General features: G+C 41.2%; 27 protein-coding genes. 25 read left to right on the forward strand and 2 right to left on the reverse strand.

From position 1 onward, the window contains the following. The 25 genes from rpsS to rplQ all read left to right on the forward strand — a co-directional run bounded on the left by rpsS (position 1) and on the right by rplQ (position 12,987). The gene (gene rpsS / locus Q0R52_RS17095; RefSeq protein ID WP_073405792.1) at positions 1-267 is read left to right on the forward strand and encodes a 30S ribosomal protein S19; all 267 of its coding nucleotides are present in this window, start codon (positions 1-3) and stop codon (positions 265-267) included. 3 nt (positions 268-270) lie between these two features. After that, positions 271-699: a 50S ribosomal protein L22 gene (rplV, locus tag Q0R52_RS17100; RefSeq protein WP_256484195.1), complete on the forward strand. Its 429-nt coding sequence runs from the start codon at positions 271-273 to the stop codon at positions 697-699. Positions 700-705: 6 nt separating this feature from the next. Further along, positions 706-1,617: a 30S ribosomal protein S3 gene (gene rpsC / locus Q0R52_RS17105; RefSeq protein WP_295796407.1), complete on the forward strand. Its 912-nt coding sequence runs from the start codon at positions 706-708 to the stop codon at positions 1,615-1,617. A gap of 48 nt (positions 1,618-1,665) precedes the next feature. Next, positions 1,666-2,088 (forward strand): 50S ribosomal protein L16, encoded by a 423-nt coding sequence (gene rplP / locus Q0R52_RS17110; RefSeq protein ID WP_073405789.1) that lies wholly within the window; start codon positions 1,666-1,668, stop codon positions 2,086-2,088. 92 nt (positions 2,089-2,180) lie between these two features. Beyond that, positions 2,181-2,384 (forward strand): 50S ribosomal protein L29, encoded by a 204-nt coding sequence (rpmC, locus tag Q0R52_RS17115; protein WP_252788403.1) that lies wholly within the window; start codon positions 2,181-2,183, stop codon positions 2,382-2,384. Between the two features lie 17 nt (positions 2,385-2,401). Continuing rightward, on the forward strand, positions 2,402-2,656 hold the full coding sequence (gene rpsQ / locus Q0R52_RS17120; RefSeq protein WP_129876199.1) for a 30S ribosomal protein S17: 255 nt from the start codon (positions 2,402-2,404) through the stop codon (positions 2,654-2,656). Between the two features lies 1 nt (position 2,657). Next, positions 2,658-3,026: a 50S ribosomal protein L14 gene (gene rplN, locus Q0R52_RS17125; RefSeq protein WP_073405786.1), complete on the forward strand. Its 369-nt coding sequence runs from the start codon at positions 2,658-2,660 to the stop codon at positions 3,024-3,026. Between the two features lie 2 nt (positions 3,027-3,028). Next, entirely contained in the window at positions 3,029-3,373 is a 345-nt protein-coding gene (gene rplX, locus Q0R52_RS17130; RefSeq protein WP_252788402.1) for a 50S ribosomal protein L24, read from the forward strand. Further along, complete coding sequence (gene rplE / locus Q0R52_RS17135) at positions 3,373-3,942, forward strand: 50S ribosomal protein L5 (protein ID WP_252788400.1); 570 nt, start codon at positions 3,373-3,375, stop codon at positions 3,940-3,942. Before rplX ends, rplE begins: the two co-directional genes overlap by 1 nt. Next, complete coding sequence (gene rpsN / locus Q0R52_RS17140) at positions 3,935-4,204, forward strand: 30S ribosomal protein S14 (protein WP_252788399.1); 270 nt, start codon at positions 3,935-3,937, stop codon at positions 4,202-4,204. Before rplE ends, rpsN begins: the two co-directional genes overlap by 8 nt. A gap of 172 nt (positions 4,205-4,376) precedes the next feature. After that, a complete protein-coding gene (rpsH, locus tag Q0R52_RS17145; protein ID WP_252788398.1) occupies positions 4,377-4,775 on the forward strand; it encodes a 30S ribosomal protein S8 in 399 nt (132 codons plus the stop codon). A 17-nt stretch (positions 4,776-4,792) separates the two neighbouring features. Next, complete coding sequence (gene rplF, locus Q0R52_RS17150) at positions 4,793-5,350, forward strand: 50S ribosomal protein L6 (RefSeq protein ID WP_295796414.1); 558 nt, start codon at positions 4,793-4,795, stop codon at positions 5,348-5,350. A gap of 5 nt (positions 5,351-5,355) precedes the next feature. Next, positions 5,356-5,715: a 50S ribosomal protein L18 gene (gene rplR, locus Q0R52_RS17155; RefSeq protein ID WP_295796416.1), complete on the forward strand. Its 360-nt coding sequence runs from the start codon at positions 5,356-5,358 to the stop codon at positions 5,713-5,715. 12 nt (positions 5,716-5,727) lie between these two features. Then, positions 5,728-6,246 carry a 30S ribosomal protein S5 gene (rpsE, locus tag Q0R52_RS17160; protein ID WP_094572244.1) on the forward strand — a complete coding sequence of 173 codons (519 nt, stop codon included), beginning with the start codon at positions 5,728-5,730 and terminating at the stop codon, positions 6,244-6,246. Positions 6,247-6,252: 6 nt separating this feature from the next. Further along, positions 6,253-6,432, forward strand: coding sequence for a 50S ribosomal protein L30 (gene rpmD / locus Q0R52_RS17165; RefSeq protein WP_073405778.1), 180 nt, complete (start codon positions 6,253-6,255; stop codon positions 6,430-6,432). A 4-nt stretch (positions 6,433-6,436) separates the two neighbouring features. Then, positions 6,437-6,883, forward strand: coding sequence for a 50S ribosomal protein L15 (gene rplO, locus Q0R52_RS17170; RefSeq protein ID WP_252788393.1), 447 nt, complete (start codon positions 6,437-6,439; stop codon positions 6,881-6,883). Between the two features lie 7 nt (positions 6,884-6,890). Then, positions 6,891-8,234 carry a preprotein translocase subunit SecY gene (gene secY / locus Q0R52_RS17175; RefSeq protein WP_295796422.1) on the forward strand — a complete coding sequence of 448 codons (1,344 nt, stop codon included), beginning with the start codon at positions 6,891-6,893 and terminating at the stop codon, positions 8,232-8,234. 7 nt (positions 8,235-8,241) lie between these two features. Beyond that, positions 8,242-9,033, forward strand: a complete 792-nt coding sequence (gene map / locus Q0R52_RS17180) for a type I methionyl aminopeptidase (protein WP_295796424.1) — start codon at positions 8,242-8,244, stop codon at positions 9,031-9,033. A gap of 63 nt (positions 9,034-9,096) precedes the next feature. Beyond that, positions 9,097-9,315 carry a translation initiation factor IF-1 gene (gene infA, locus Q0R52_RS17185; protein ID WP_022833270.1) on the forward strand — a complete coding sequence of 73 codons (219 nt, stop codon included), beginning with the start codon at positions 9,097-9,099 and terminating at the stop codon, positions 9,313-9,315. An 8-nt stretch (positions 9,316-9,323) separates the two neighbouring features. Further along, positions 9,324-9,440 carry a 50S ribosomal protein L36 gene (rpmJ, locus tag Q0R52_RS17190; protein WP_082855993.1) on the forward strand — a complete coding sequence of 39 codons (117 nt, stop codon included), beginning with the start codon at positions 9,324-9,326 and terminating at the stop codon, positions 9,438-9,440. Between the two features lie 73 nt (positions 9,441-9,513). Next, positions 9,514-9,891 (forward strand): 30S ribosomal protein S13, encoded by a 378-nt coding sequence (gene rpsM / locus Q0R52_RS17195; protein ID WP_252788389.1) that lies wholly within the window; start codon positions 9,514-9,516, stop codon positions 9,889-9,891. A 131-nt stretch (positions 9,892-10,022) separates the two neighbouring features. Beyond that, positions 10,023-10,412: a 30S ribosomal protein S11 gene (gene rpsK, locus Q0R52_RS17200; protein WP_252788388.1), complete on the forward strand. Its 390-nt coding sequence runs from the start codon at positions 10,023-10,025 to the stop codon at positions 10,410-10,412. A 67-nt stretch (positions 10,413-10,479) separates the two neighbouring features. Further along, on the forward strand, positions 10,480-11,088 hold the full coding sequence (gene rpsD / locus Q0R52_RS17205; RefSeq protein ID WP_295796429.1) for a 30S ribosomal protein S4: 609 nt from the start codon (positions 10,480-10,482) through the stop codon (positions 11,086-11,088). 94 nt (positions 11,089-11,182) lie between these two features. Further along, positions 11,183-12,175 carry a DNA-directed RNA polymerase subunit alpha gene (locus Q0R52_RS17210; RefSeq protein WP_252788384.1) on the forward strand — a complete coding sequence of 331 codons (993 nt, stop codon included), beginning with the start codon at positions 11,183-11,185 and terminating at the stop codon, positions 12,173-12,175. 197 nt (positions 12,176-12,372) lie between these two features. Continuing rightward, positions 12,373-12,987: a 50S ribosomal protein L17 gene (gene rplQ / locus Q0R52_RS17215; RefSeq protein ID WP_295796431.1), complete on the forward strand. Its 615-nt coding sequence runs from the start codon at positions 12,373-12,375 to the stop codon at positions 12,985-12,987. A 109-nt stretch (positions 12,988-13,096) separates the two neighbouring features. Here the strand turns inward: rplQ and Q0R52_RS17220 are convergent, their stop codons facing one another. Together Q0R52_RS17220 and Q0R52_RS17225 are read right to left on the reverse strand one after the other, a co-directional pair. Continuing rightward, the gene (locus tag Q0R52_RS17220) at positions 13,097-13,630 is read right to left on the reverse strand and encodes a GNAT family N-acetyltransferase (protein WP_295796432.1); all 534 of its coding nucleotides are present in this window, start codon (positions 13,628-13,630) and stop codon (positions 13,097-13,099) included. Between the two features lie 687 nt (positions 13,631-14,317). Continuing rightward, complete coding sequence (locus Q0R52_RS17225; protein ID WP_295796434.1) at positions 14,318-14,863, reverse strand: hypothetical protein; 546 nt, start codon at positions 14,861-14,863, stop codon at positions 14,318-14,320. Between the last annotated feature and the right edge of the window lie 104 nt (positions 14,864-14,967).

Below are 14,967 nucleotides of genomic sequence, written 5' to 3' on the forward strand. Positions count from 1 at the left end.
ATGGCACGTTCAATTAGAAAAGGACCTTACATCGATCATAACCTTGACAAAAAAGTTATGGTTCTGAATGATTCAAATAAGAAATCGGTTGTAAAAACATGGTCAAGACGCTCCATGATCTCTCCGGATTTCGTTGGTCATACATTCGCAGTACACAACGGTAATAAATTTATCCCTGTGTACGTAACAGAAAACATGGTTGGACACAAGCTGGGAGAGTTTGCACCAACACGTACATTCCGTGGTCACGCAGAAAAGAAAAAATAAGGCATGGAAGCAACAACAAAAATTAAAAGGTCTGTATTAATCAGACAGCAAAAGGAAGCTGCAAAATTGCAGGTTGGTGGTGCATCTGTTGCCAAATTACAGAACTGCCCTACCTCACCGCGTAAAATGCGTTTGGTGGTTGACCTTATCCGTGGTATGAACGTTGAGAAAGCGATATATACCCTAAAATTTTTAAATAAAGAAGCCGCAATACGCGTTGAAAAGCTTTTGTTATCAGCCATCAAAAACTGGGAAGCAAAAAACGAAGGCAAGCGTGTTGAAGACAGCAACTTATATGTAAAAGAGGTTTCAGTAGGCGGTGGTCGTCAGCTAAAAAGGTTACGCCCTGCTCCGCAAGGAAGGGGATACCGTATCCGCAAACGCTCAAACCATGTACACCTGATCGTAGACAGTAAAAACGACAACAATTAATTTGAAATGGGACAGAAAGCACATCCAATAGGTAACAGATTAGGAATCATCAGAGGTTGGGATTCTAATTGGTTCGGTGGCAATCACTATGCCGACAAATTAGTTGAAGACGAAAAGATCCGCAAATATCTATCAGCACGTATCTCAAAAGGTGGTGTATCAAAGGTAGTTATCGAGCGTACTTTAAAACGTATTACTGTAACTATACACACTGCCCGTCCGGGTATTGTTATAGGTAAAGGCGGTCAGGAAGTTGACAAGATAAAAGAAGAGTTAAAGAAATTAACTAAAAAGGAAGTTCAGATCAATATATTTGAGATCAAACGCCCTGAGCTTGATGCACAATTAGTTGCTGAAGGCATAGCAAAACAGCTTGAAGCTCGTATTTCATTCCGTCGTGCAATGAAAACCACTATTGCTTCAACCATGAGAATGGGTGCTGAAGGAATAAAGGTGATGACATCAGGCCGTTTAGGTGGCGCTGAGATGGCACGTACCGAGCAATATAAAGAAGGAAGAATTCCACTACATACTTTCCGTGCAGACATTGATTATGCATTAGCTGAAGCATTAACTACTTATGGTAAAATAGGTGTTAAGGTTTGGATTTGCAAAGGCGAGGTTTACGGCAAACGCGATTTATCGCCAAACATTGGTGGCGCAAGCAGCGCCAGCGGTAAAGGCGGACGCCCTGAAGGCGGCGCGGCAGGCTTCGGCGGCCGTGGCGGCAACGAAAGAGGCGGCGAGCGCGGTGGCGAACGCAGAGGCGACAGGAAACCAGGCGGTGATCGCCGTGGCGGTCCAGGTGGCCCAGGCGGAAATCGTGGCCTAGGCGGTCCGGGCGGTAATCGTCCCGGTGGACAAGGCGGAGGAAGCCGTCCAGGCGGAAATCGCCCGGGTGGTCCAGGAAAGAGATAATAATATTTAGTAGAAAAATATATCGTTACGATATAAAAGCTTAAGAAAATGCTACAGCCAAAAAGAACGAAGTTCAGAAAGATGCAAAAAGGCAAAATGAAAGGTAACGCCAGTCGTGGCGCTGAGCTTTCATTCGGATCTTTCGGTATAAAATCACTCGAGCCTGCCTGGATAACCAGCCGCCAGATCGAAGCTGCACGTATAGCTGTAACACGTTTTATGAAACGTGAAGGCCAGGTGTGGATCAGGATATTTCCTGACAAGCCTGTAACCAAAAAACCAGCAGAGGTACGTATGGGTAAAGGTAAAGGTGCTCCTGAGTACTGGGTAGCGGTAGTACGCCCCGGAAGGATCATTTTTGAAGCAGAAGGTGTGCCTTTGGATGTTGCCAAAGAAGCATTACGCCTGGCAGCACAGAAATTGCCAGTGCAAACAAGATTTATAGTACGTAGAGATTACGTAGAAGCATAAATAAAAATGAACGTTATAAATGTGTTGTAATACGTTTAGTACAACAGGTAACTTTTATAACCTCTTCAACATAACACAAACAGTTAAATAAAATGAAGAACTCAGAAATTTTGGAGTTGTCAACTGAAGAATTGGTTGCCAGGGTCAGTGAGGAACGAGCTACGCTTACCAAACTGAAATTTGCACATGCGGTTTCTGCTATTGAAAACCCTACCCGTATCACAAAGGTACGTAAGGACATCGCCCGCTTAACTACGGAGTTAACAAAGCGCAAATCGGCGGCAGCTTCTGAATAAATTAAGCATCGGGAAAAATGGAAAGAAATTTAAGAAAAACTCGTACCGGCCTGGTAGTAAGCAACAAGATGGAAAAATCTATTGTGGTTGCCGTTGAGCGTAAAGTGAAACACCCTATCTACGGTAAATTCGTTAAGAAGACTACCAAATTTATGGCTCATGATGAAGCCAATACTTGTGGTGTAGGTGATACCGTATTGATTATGGAAACACGCCCGCTTAGCAAGAACAAAAACTGGAGATTAGTTCAAATTTTAGAAAGGGCTAAATAAGATGGTACAACAGGAATCAAGATTAAACGTAGCTGACAACAGCGGTGCTAAAGAAGTTTTAGTAATCCGCGTGTTAGGTGGTACCGGTAAAAGGTATGCATCAATCGGCGATAAGATAGTAGTTACCGTAAAAAGCGCCCTGCCATCAGGCAACGTTAAAAAAGGTACTGTTTCAAAAGCTGTAGTTGTAAGAACTAAGAAAGAGATCCGCCGCAAGGATGGTTCATATATCCGTTTTGACGACAATGCCGCGGTGTTATTAAACAACCAGGATGAGCCAAGAGGAACACGTATTTTTGGCCCGGTAGCAAGGGAATTGCGTGAAAAACAATTTATGAAAATTGTATCATTAGCACCGGAGGTATTGTAATAATGGAAAAGAAACAACACACACAGCCAACCAAACTAAAGATCAAAAAAGGTGATCTGGTTAAGGTTATAGCCGGCGATTCAAAAGGATCGCAAGGTAAAATATTAGAAGTAATATTAGAAAAGGGCAGAGCTATTGTTGAAGGTGCTAATTTAGTATCAAAACACACTAAGCCGAATGCAGCAAAACCAAACGGTGGAATTGTTAAGCAGGAAGCTGCCATAGCAATCTCAAACCTGATGCTGGTTGATCCTAAAACAGGAAAAGCAACCCGCGTTGGCCGTAAAAAGAATGATGCAGGTAAATTAGTAAGGTTTGCAAAAATATCAGGAGAGGAAATTAAGTAATGGAATACGTACCAAGATTAAAAACGAAGTATAAGGACGAAATTCGTACTGCACTGAAAGACAAATTTCAGTACAAAAGCGTAATGCAGGTTCCTAAGCTTGAAAAAATCGCCATTAACCAGGGTGTTGGTGGTGCTACGACTGATAAAAAGCTTATTGAAAATACAATTACCGAATTGACCACTATTACCGGTCAGCAGGCTGTATCTTCAAAATCTAAAAAAGATATCTCGAACTTTAAATTGCGTAAAAACATGCCTATCGGCGTACGTGTTACGTTGCGCGATAATACAATGTACGAGTTTCTTGACCGTTTAATTGCTGTTGCATTGCCACGTATACGTGACTTTAAAGGCATTAACGATAAAGGTTTTGACGGACGCGGAAACTATACTTTAGGTGTAACTGAGCAAATCATTTTTCCTGAAATCAATATCGATAAGATAAACAAGATACAGGGTATGGATATTACCTTTGTAACCTCGGCAACAAATGATGTTGAAGCATTAGAGTTACTGAAACAATTTGGTTTACCATTTAAAAATCAAACTCCAACTAACAATGGCTAAAGAAGGTGTAAAGGCACGTGAAGTTAAACGTGCTAAATTAGTAGCTAAATACGCTGAAAAAAGAGCGGCCCTTAAAGCTGAAGGTAACTTTGCAGCATTAGATGCATTGCCAAAAGGCTCATCACCGGTTAAATTACATAACCGTTGCAAATTAACAGGCCGTCCGCGCGGATACATGCGCCAGTTTGGTATATCACGTGTTACATTCCGTGATATGGCCCTGGCCGGAAAGATCCCCGGAATAAAGAAAGCAAGCTGGTAAATTGATGTCGGATTTCGGAATTACGATTTCGGAATTTGAATATCAGCAGGAATAGGACAGCGCGAACGGTAAATCCGAAATCGAACATCCGAATTCCGAAATACAAAGAATTAACCGATAGAAGGTCGCCCGGGACGTTACCGGAAGGAAACCACTATCATAACACAATAAAATGAATACAGATCCAATCGCAGATTATCTTACACGAGTAAGGAATGCTATTAAAGCCAACCACCGGGTTGTTGAAATTCCTGCATCAAATCTGAAGAAGGAAATCACTAAGGTGCTTTTCGACAAAGGTTACATTGCTAATTTTAAGTTTGAAGACAACGGTCCTCAAGGTACCATCAAGGTAGCTTTGAAATACCACCCGATAACTAAAATTTCTGCTATCCGCAGCATCGCACGCATCAGTAAACCAGGTTTGAGGAAATACGCAGGCATGGATAATATGCCAAGAGTATTAAATGGTTTAGGTATCGCCATCCTGTCGACTTCTAAAGGTGTAATGACCGATAAAGAAGCTCGCGCACAGAATGTTGGTGGTGAGGTTTTATGCTACGTATATTAATAGGAGGAAATTAAGCAATGTCAAGAGTAGGAAAATCACCTATAGCACTACCTCAAGGGGTTACAATTTCGGTATCGGCAGGTAATGTTGTTACTGTAAAAGGCCCAAAAGGGGAGTTGCAACAGGCTGTTGACAGTGATATCACTGTTGAACAGGAAGAAGGAAACCTGGTTGTAAAACGCCCTTCTGATCAAAAACGCCATAAAGCATTACATGGTTTATACCGTGCGCTTATAAACAACATGGTTGTTGGTGTAACCACAGGTTACAAAATTGAGCAGGAATTAGTGGGTGTGGGTTACCGCGCAACCAATACAGGTAACACATTAGATTTAGTGTTGGGATATTCTCACCACTACGTTTTTGAATTACCAAAAGAGATTAAAGTTTCAACAACTGCTGATAAGGGTAAAAACCCAACTATCATTTTAGAGTCAATTGATAAACAACTTATAGGCCAGGTAGCAGCGAAAATACGCTCGTTACGTGCACCGGAACCATACAAAGGTAAAGGTATCAAGTTTGTTGGCGAAGTATTGAGAAGAAAAGCAGGTAAATCAGCATCTAAAAAATAATCGTCATGGCAGCTAGAGCAAAATTATCAAGAAGAGACAGAATTAAGATGGGGATCAGGAAGCGCCTTTCAGGTTCTTCAGCACGCCCTCGTTTGTCAGTATACAGGAGCAATAAAGGTATTTATGCACAGATCATTGATGATGTAAGCGGTAAGACATTAGTGTCGGCCTCATCGTTATCAAAAGATTTTACTGCAGCAGAAGGTACTAAAATTGATCAGTCGGTTGCCGTTGGCAAGTTGGTTGCTTCAAAAGCTATTGCAGCTGGTATAGTAGATGTGGTTTTCGACAGGAACGGTTATTTGTACCATGGTCGTGTTAAATCATTGGCTGAAGGTGCACGTGAGGGTGGTTTAAACTTTTAATCGAAAAGAGAAATGTCAACAATCAACATAAAAAGAGTAAAAACAAGCGAGATCGAATTAAAAGACCGCTTGGTGAGCATACAGCGTGTAGCCAAAGTAACTAAAGGCGGCCGTACTTTCAGCTTCAGTGCCATTGTGGTAGTGGGCGATGAGAATGGTGTTGTAGGTTATGGTTTAGGTAAAGCTAAAGAGGTTACTGAAGCTATTGCAAAAGGTATTGATGATGCTAAAAAGAACCTGGTAAAAGTTCCAATTATCAACAGCACTATACCTCACGAGCAAATTGGTAAATTTAGCGGTGGTTTTGTTTTCATAAAACCAGCAGCAAACGGTACCGGTGTAATTGCAGGTGGTGCAATGCGTGCAGTATTGGAAAGTGCCGGTATACACAACGTATTGGCAAAATCAAAAGGTTCATCAAATCCGCACAACGTGGTTAAAGCAACTGTATCGGCATTATCACAATTACGTGATGCTTATACTGTAGCCCAGCAACGCGGCGTTAGTTTAGGTAAAGTATTTAACGGATAATCTGTCATGGCAAAAATCAAAATAACCCAGATTAAAAGCGTGATCGATAGAAGTGAGCGCCAAAAACGTACGGTTGAGGCCCTGGGCTTAAGAAAGATCAACCACAGTGTAGAAGTTGAAGCTACTGCGGCTATCATCGGTATGGTTAAAAAAGTTAATCACCTGGTAGCGGTAGAAAATATTTAATATCATGAATTTAAGTAATCTGAAACCTGCAGAAGGTTCTACTAAAAATAGAAAAAGAATTGGCCGTGGTACAGGCTCTGGCCGTGGCGGAACATCAACCCGTGGCCATAAAGGCGCCGGTTCACGTTCAGGTACCAGCACTAAAGTTGGTTTTGAAGGTGGCCAGATGCCATTGCAGCGCCGTGTGCCTAAAGTTGGATTTAAAAATCCTAACCGTACTGAGTACACAGGTGTAAACCTTGACGTGTTACAGGCATTAACTGAGAAATATTCTTTATCATCAGTTGATTTTGATACACTGAAAGAACACGGACTGGCATCACGTAACGACCTTGTTAAAATATTAGGCCGTGGCGAATTAAAAGCCAAATTAGAAGTTAAAGCCCATGCATTTACTGCTACAGCACAAAAAGCTATTGAAGCAGCAGGTGGTACCATAGTTAAGCTATAATTTTTCGATGAAGAAATTTTTCACCACATTATCCAATATTTGGAAAATCGATGATTTAAGAGTGCGTATTACTAACACACTCTTATTTCTTTTGATATACCGCGTAGGGTCATACGTGGTCCTGCCAGGCGTTAGTGCTGCTTCGCTGAACCATGATCAAAACAAAGAAGGCATAGCCGGGCTGCTCAACATGTTTGCCGGGGGCTCGTTTTCACGTGCGTCAATTTTTGCGTTAGGTGTAATGCCTTATATTTCGGCTTCCATTGTGGTGCAGTTATTGGGTATAGCGGTGCCTTATTTTGCAAAACTTCAAAAGGAAGGTGAAAGTGGTCGTAATAAAATTAATCAGTGGACACGCTATCTTACTATCGGTATTACTGCTTTGCAGGCTATCGGTTACTTAAGGTCGCAGATATCTCCTGAGCAGATGGAGCTGGCAAACCCATATTTCACTATTTTGAATATGTTCGTGTTAACTTCCGGTACTATGTTTGTGATGTGGCTTGGTGAGAAAATTACCGATAAAGGTATTGGCAATGGTATATCACTCATCATCATGGTTGGTATCATCTCAGCTTTGCCAGGTGCATTTTTAACAGAGTTCCAGTCTCGCACTTCAAGTGTAGCAGGTGGTTTGGTAACTTTCATAGTTGAAATTGTAGCACTTATTGCTGTAGTAATGTTTACTGTACTAATTGTGCAGGGTACCCGCAAAATTGCTGTTCAGTATGCAAAACGTATCGTAGGTAACAAACAGTATGGTGGTGTTCGCCAGTACATACCGTTAAAAGTAAATGCTGCGGGTGTAATGCCTATTATATTTGCCCAGGCGTTAATGTTTATCCCAGCGACCGTTCAGCAATTTTTCCCGAATGCGGCACAAAATAAAGTGTTAATGGCATTGTCTGACTATACGTCATGGGGGCATAATGCGCTGTTTGCAATATTGATTATCCTGTTTACGTATTTCTATACTGCTATTACTGTTAATCCGAACCAAATGGCTGAGGATATGAAAAAGAATGGCGGTTTTATTCCCGGTGTTAAACCAGGCAGAGATACAGGTAGCTTTATTGATGGTGTAATATCAAGAATTACGTTACCCGGCTCAATAGCCCTGGCTATCATAGCTATCCTTCCTCCCCTGGCCAGCATGGTAGGTATAACCAGTTCGTTTTCGCGTTTCTTCGGCGGTACTTCACTAATCATATTAGTAGGTGTTGTATTGGATACGTTACAGCAAATTGAAAGCCACCTGTTAATGCGTCACTATGATGGCTTAATGAAAACAGGAAGAATTAAAGGGCGCACCGCTATCCCATCAGGCGATACCGGCCAGCCTGTTATCTAAATTAACAATGTCAAAGATCCATTATAAGTCTGTCGAGGAGATAGAGCTCATAAGAGAAAGTTCTTTACTTGTTTCCAAAACACTTGGGGAGATTGCGAAAGTTATACGCCCCGGTATCAAAACTATCGAATTAAATAAGCTTGCAGAAACATTCATCCGTGACAACGGGGGTGTTCCTGCATTCTTAAATTATCACGGTTTTCCGTATTCATTATGCATTTCGCCTAATGACCAGGTGGTACACGGTTTCCCAAGCCAGAAAGAACTGGTTGAGGGAGACATGGTATCGGTTGATTGCGGCGTGGTATTGAATAAATACATCGGCGATTCGGCGTTTACATTTGCCATTGGCGAAGTTAGCGATGCTGTAAAAAGACTAATGCGCGTTACCCGGGAGTGTCTTGACCTTGGGGTTGAGAAAGCTGTTGCAGGTTTACGCATTGGCGATATAGGTTACGCCGTTCAGGAGCATGCCGAAAAGCATGGTTATGGCGTAGTAAAGGAACTGGTAGGACACGGGGTAGGAATAGAGCTGCACGAAAAGCCCGAAGTACCTAACTACGGTAAACGTGGTTCTGGTGTAAAACTGGAAGAAGGAATGGTGATTGCTATTGAACCGATGATTAATGCCGGCAAAGCCCGTGTTAAGTTTTGGGACGATGGATGGACCGTATCAACCATTGATGGCAAGCCGTCGGCTCATTACGAGCATACAGTGGCTATCAGGAAGGGACAACCGGATATTCTTTCAACGTTTTCGTACGTAGATAATGTTTTAAAAGAAATTAATAATAATTAAAATATTTTTATTAATTTTGCATCCCGGTTTTAAGGCGGATAATTAAGTAATAATCAGTAAAATATGGCTAAACAATCATCGATTGAACAGGACGGAACAATTCGGGAAGCATTATCAAATGCTATGTTCAGGGTTGAACTGGAAAATGGTCATGAGATTATTGCGCATATTTCCGGAAAAATGCGGATGCACTACATCAAAATTTTACCTGGCGACAGGGTTAAACTGGAGATGAGTCCGTATGATTTAACAAAGGGTAGAATAACCTATAGATATAAATAATAACAGAGATGAAAGTTAGAGCATCCATTAAAAAACGCAGTGTTGATTGCAAAATCATCCGCCGCAACGGGAAACTTTACGTTATAAACAAAAAGAACCCAAAATTTAAGCAGCGTCAGGGATAATTAAAGAGATTGTGATAATTCGTACAACGGTGGCCCGCCGTTCGGTTATTACCTAAAAACACAAACAAAAAATATGGCAAGGATTTCAGGTATTGATTTACCAAAGAATAAAAGAGGCGAGATTGGCCTGACCTACATTTACGGCATTGGCCGCTCAACAGCTCAAAGAATTTTGACTGAAGCCGGTATTGATTTTGATACCAAAGTACAAGAATGGAATGATGAGCAATTAGCTACTATACGTGGTATAATTAATGACCAGATAAAAGTTGAAGGCTCGCTGCGTTCAGAAGTTCAGCTTAACATTAAGCGTTTAATGGATATAGGTTGCTACCGTGGTACCCGTCACCGTAAAGGTTTGCCTTTGCGTGGTCAGCGTACTAAAAACAACTCACGTACCCGTAAAGGTAAACGTAAGACAGTTGCTAACAAGAAAAAGGCTACTAAATAGTGATTAATGATTGAAGGGCAGAAATTAGTTTCCGCTCTTTCGTCGTTAGGATTACCTGATTAAATAACTTATCAATGGGTCCGGATTATTCGTTAATCCAGTAATTCATTGGTTCAAACATTAAAGAAAAAATGGCTAAAGCTAAAAAAGTAACCAAAAAGCGTATTGTAATTGTTGAGTCGGTTGGCGAAGCACACATCAACGCTACTTTTAACAACATCATCATCACCCTTACCAACAAATCAGGCCAGGCTATTTCATGGTCGTCTGCAGGTAAAATGGGTTTCAAAGGTTCAAAAAAGAACACCCCGTATGCTGCCGGTCAGGCTGCATCTGATTGCGGTAAAGTAGCTTATGATTTAGGCTTACGCAAGGTTGAAGTATTTGTAAAAGGCCCTGGCGCCGGTCGCGAATCAGCTATCCGTACTTTGCAAACTGCAGGCATCGAGGTAACTACAATAAAAGATATTACACCGCTTCCGCACAACGGATGCCGCCCTTCAAAAAGGAGAAGAGTTTAATTAACAATTTTTTTAAAGCTAAGATTCGGCAGCTGCGGGCTGCTTGATACTTTAAAAACCACAAAAAATGGCTAGATATACAGGACCAAAATCCAAAATTGCGCGCCGTTTCCGTGAACCAATCTTTGGTCCGGATAAAGCGCTTGACAGAAAAAATTACCCACCGGGCATGCATGGTGCTTCCAAAAGAAGAGGAAAGCAATCAGAGTATTCAACCCAGTTGATGGAGAAACAAAAAGTTAAATACACTTATGGTGTGTTAGAACGTCAGTTCGAAAACCTGTTTCACCGTGCTTCAGCTAAAGAAGGTATCACAGGCGAAAACCTGCTGAAATTTTTAGAAGCCCGTTTAGATAACGCCGTATACCGTTTAGGTATATCTCCAACCCGTTCAGGTGCACGCCAGTTAGTTGGCCACAAGCACATCACTGTTAACGGTGAGGTTGTAAACATTGCATCATATGCATTAAGAGCAGGTGACGTTATCGCGGTTCGCGAAAAATCAAAATCACTTGAGTCAATTACAAACTCGGTAGCCGGCCGCAGAATTAACAAATACAGCTGGCTTGAGTGGGATGCTGCCAATTTAACAGGCAAATTCCTTAACTATCCGAACCGCGATGAGATTCCTGAAAACATTAAGGAAAACCTTATCGTCGAGTTGTACTCAAAATAATAACGATACTTATCCGCGTTATGATTGGCACATTCTGTCAATCATTTCGTGGTTTAAATCATTTCAATTAGTAAACAATAAATAAAGGATATAAATGGCAATTTTAGCATTTCAAAAACCAGACAAGGTTATCATGCAGAAATCAACTGATTTTGATGGCACGTTTGAGTTTCGTCCGTTAGAACCAGGCTTCGGTATAACCATTGGTAATGCTCTGCGTCGTATCTTACTTTCTTCGCTTGAAGGTTTTGCGATTACTTCAGTACGTTTTTCGGGAGTAATGCATGAGTTTTCAACCATTAAAGGCGTTGTAGAAGACGTTACCGAAATTATACTTAACCTCAAACAGGTTAGGTTTAAGAAAACCGGTGAATCTGGCGACAGCGAAAAGATATTTGTTATCATTAATGGCCAGGATGCTTTTAATGCAGGTGATATCACCAAGTTTTCAAACAACTTTGCGGTTTTAAATCCTGAGCTTGTTATTTGTAACATGGACTCGTCAGTAACGCTTGAAATTGAGCTTACTGTTAACAAGGGCCGCGGTTATGTTCCAAGTGAAGAAAATAAAAATCCTGACGCTAACGTAGGTGTAATAGCAATCGACTCGATTTACACACCTATCAAAAACGTTAAATATACCATCGAAAACTATCGTGTGGAACAAAAAACAGACTATGAAAAATTAGTTCTGGATATTACCACCGATGGCTCAATCCATCCTGAAGATGCACTTAAAGAGGCGGCTAAGATCCTTATTCAGCACTTTATGCTGTTCAGTGATGAGAACATGATGCTTGAAGCACAGGCTAAAGAAGAAACCAAAGAAGTTGACGAGGAAATTTTACACATGCGTAAAATCCTTAAAACCGAACTGGTTGATCTTGACCTTTCAGTACGCGCATTAAATTGCCTTAAAGCTGCCGACATCCGTAGCCTGGCCGATTTAGTATCATACGACGTTGCTGACATGCTTAAGTTTAGAAACTTTGGTAAAAAGTCATTAACTGAAATTCAGGACCTGGTTAAATCAAAAGGCTTATCTTTTGGTATGAACCTGTCGAAATTTAAGTTAGACGAAGAATAATCAGTGAATGGTGATTAGAGAATAGAAATTAGTTTCAGTTCTTTAATCGCCATTTTACATTTAATAACAACAGAGCAACGTACTGAGGCGATCTCACTACCCATCACTCAAATTTACAACTGAGTATTTGCATAATTCCAAGGACTTGACGGAAACGCCGTCCGACGGTATGCACGTGCCACAACAACAAAAAAACAATGAGACACGGTAAAAAATTAAACCACTTAGGCCGCACAAACAGTCACCGCAAGGCGATGATGAGCAACATGGCCACTTCGCTTATCTTACACAAGCGCATCACTACAACATTAGCAAAAGCAAAAGCTTTACGCGGTTATGTTGAGCCAATTCTTACAAAAGCAAAAAACGATACTACGCATTCACGCCGTACAGTATTTAGCTATCTGCAGGATAAAGATGCTGTGAGCATCCTGTTCCGCGAGATTGCTGAGAAAATAGCTACCCGTCCGGGCGGTTACACACGTATCATCAAAATGGAAAACCGTTTGGGTGACAACGCTGAAATGGCAATGATTGAGTTAGTTGATTACAACACTGTTTACGGTACCGACGTTGCTAAAACTGAAAAGAAATCAACCCGTCGTCGTGGTGGTTCTGCTAAAGCTAAAACTGCTGAGCCTGCTGTTAAAGCTGCTCCTGTAGCCGAAGCTGTTGAAGTTGCCCCGGTTGCTGAAACACCAGTTGCTGAAGCCCCTGTGGCAGAGGCACCGGTAGCTGAAGCTCCTGCTGCTAAACCAGAAGCTCCTGAGGCTCCTGCTGCAAATGAAGAAAATGCAGAAAAAGGCGAATAATTTTAAATCCAAATAAATCTAATTATTAAGGAAATGCCCCGCTTTTGGCGGGGCATTCTTTTTTATAAGGAAATATACATTTATAGTTCCAGCAATGGCTACAGTTTAATTAGGTTGAACTTCTAATCAACCGGAACGTCATAAGCCCATCTGCATCCACCCCAACTTCTTCAAATCCGGATTTAATCAGTATTCTTCTTGATGGCAGGTTATCCTGGTAGGTATGCACAATAACAGATCCAACCCTTGCATCAGTAAAAGCCCAGTTGCTTAATAATTGCAGCGCCTCGGTCGCGTAGCCTTTGTTTTGGTGCTGCTCATCAATCATGTAACCTGTTTCTGCCTCGCCGTTCTCGTTCGGTTCACCATTAAAGCCCATGCCACCAACGGACGTGTTGATACTTTTGAGCACTATTTCCCAATCTGTGTACCATTTAAATGCATTAGGGTTTGCAAGAGTTTTTGGCAGCCAAAAGTTTATCATCGCATCGTCTATCTCTTTTTGATAAAATTCGCTTACCTGGTAATTTGATGTCTTTAGGCCGAGCGCCTGCTCCATTACGGCCCTGCTGTTGTGTAATAACTGTAATAATTCGTGTGTTAACGGTATCATTAGCAACCGTTCCGATTCGATAAAAAACATTTGATTTTTGAAATTAATAACAATAAAAAACTTTGTCCAATTTATTAATTGAAGTTTTAGCCGGGTGTATTTGGCTAATTGTTATACAATTCCAGGCAGTGTAGTCTGCCTTTTGAGTGTGTTGAGTTGCAGAGGCGTTTTATTTATACCCAAATATAAATATTTATTGATAGCAGAACGATGTTTTGCTGCGTATAAGAAGAAACTCCGGCACCTGGCTTATGAAATTAAATTGCACAGAAAATTTTGTTTTGTAGGATAAGTTTATGTAGTTTTATCTTAACCTAAACGCAACACAATGCCTCAACCGCTTTTTTGCTTTGGGCCATTTTCATTGAATTTTTTATTGATTGATCAGTTAAATCAGCTATAGATCAGCCTCAAAAAGGTAGTGAGCCTTGTACCTTTTAAAAACCAGGGCCAGAAAACAAATATCAAATTATGAATTCCAACTTAGGAAAACCCCTTTCTAAAAAAGAGATGAGAGCAGTTCAGGGCGGCAAATTACCAGGCTGCGCTATGCACGGACAAAACGGCGTATCGTACAGCCAAGGCTGCTGCACTGGATTATTCCAATGCGCTGCAACCAAAACCTGTTTAAATCCAGGTGAATGCCCTTGTCCAACTTGCTAAGTTAGCAACTATGACAGGCAATTGTTGTTGGGGACGCCCGGCAGCTATTGCCGCTTATTCATTTTCGACAATGGCTCTGCCAAGTAATTGCCAATTGCCGTTTTTAAACTCGCACAGTAATAAATCTATCCTCCCGCATACCATCCCGCAAATAAATGACTCGCCTATTAAAACCCGCGAATTGTTTTTATTTAAAAAAAGCGGCTCTGAAAAAGTGTATACCATAAATGGAGCGTTTTGTACTTCTTTATGCTCGACATAATCGTCGGTAACAAATTTAACCTTCAACTTTGAGTGCTTTTTTTTCCAATCGGTTTGCATCAGCATACGTGGTACGGTTTTAAAGGCCTCAACTTCACATGGAGAGAGCATATCCTTTATACATAAGTTGGGGATGTTTTTAAGGGATTCGTCGACTAAACTTTGCTTTTTTAGATAACTGGTATCGTAAAACACGCCTGCGTTACTTTTTCTTTCAAGATGGGTAATATGATCTTTCTGAATAAGCCAGGTTAAGAGGGAGTTGGTTTTCGCGAGTTCGTTTTGACCGCGGGCGACAGACGATAGCAGTATAAATGCAAATAATAGAAATGCTTTCATAACTGCAATATACTACCTGCGATTGTCGAATCCTACTGGCCATTTCCTGCCAACCTGTCACCGTTTTTATACAATTAACTGACGGTTTTTAACCTTTCTCCTTC

The sequence above is a fragment of the Mucilaginibacter sp. genome (genome assembly GCF_025359345.1).
In the GTDB taxonomy this organism is placed as follows: Bacteria; Bacteroidota; Bacteroidia; order Sphingobacteriales; family Sphingobacteriaceae; genus Mucilaginibacter.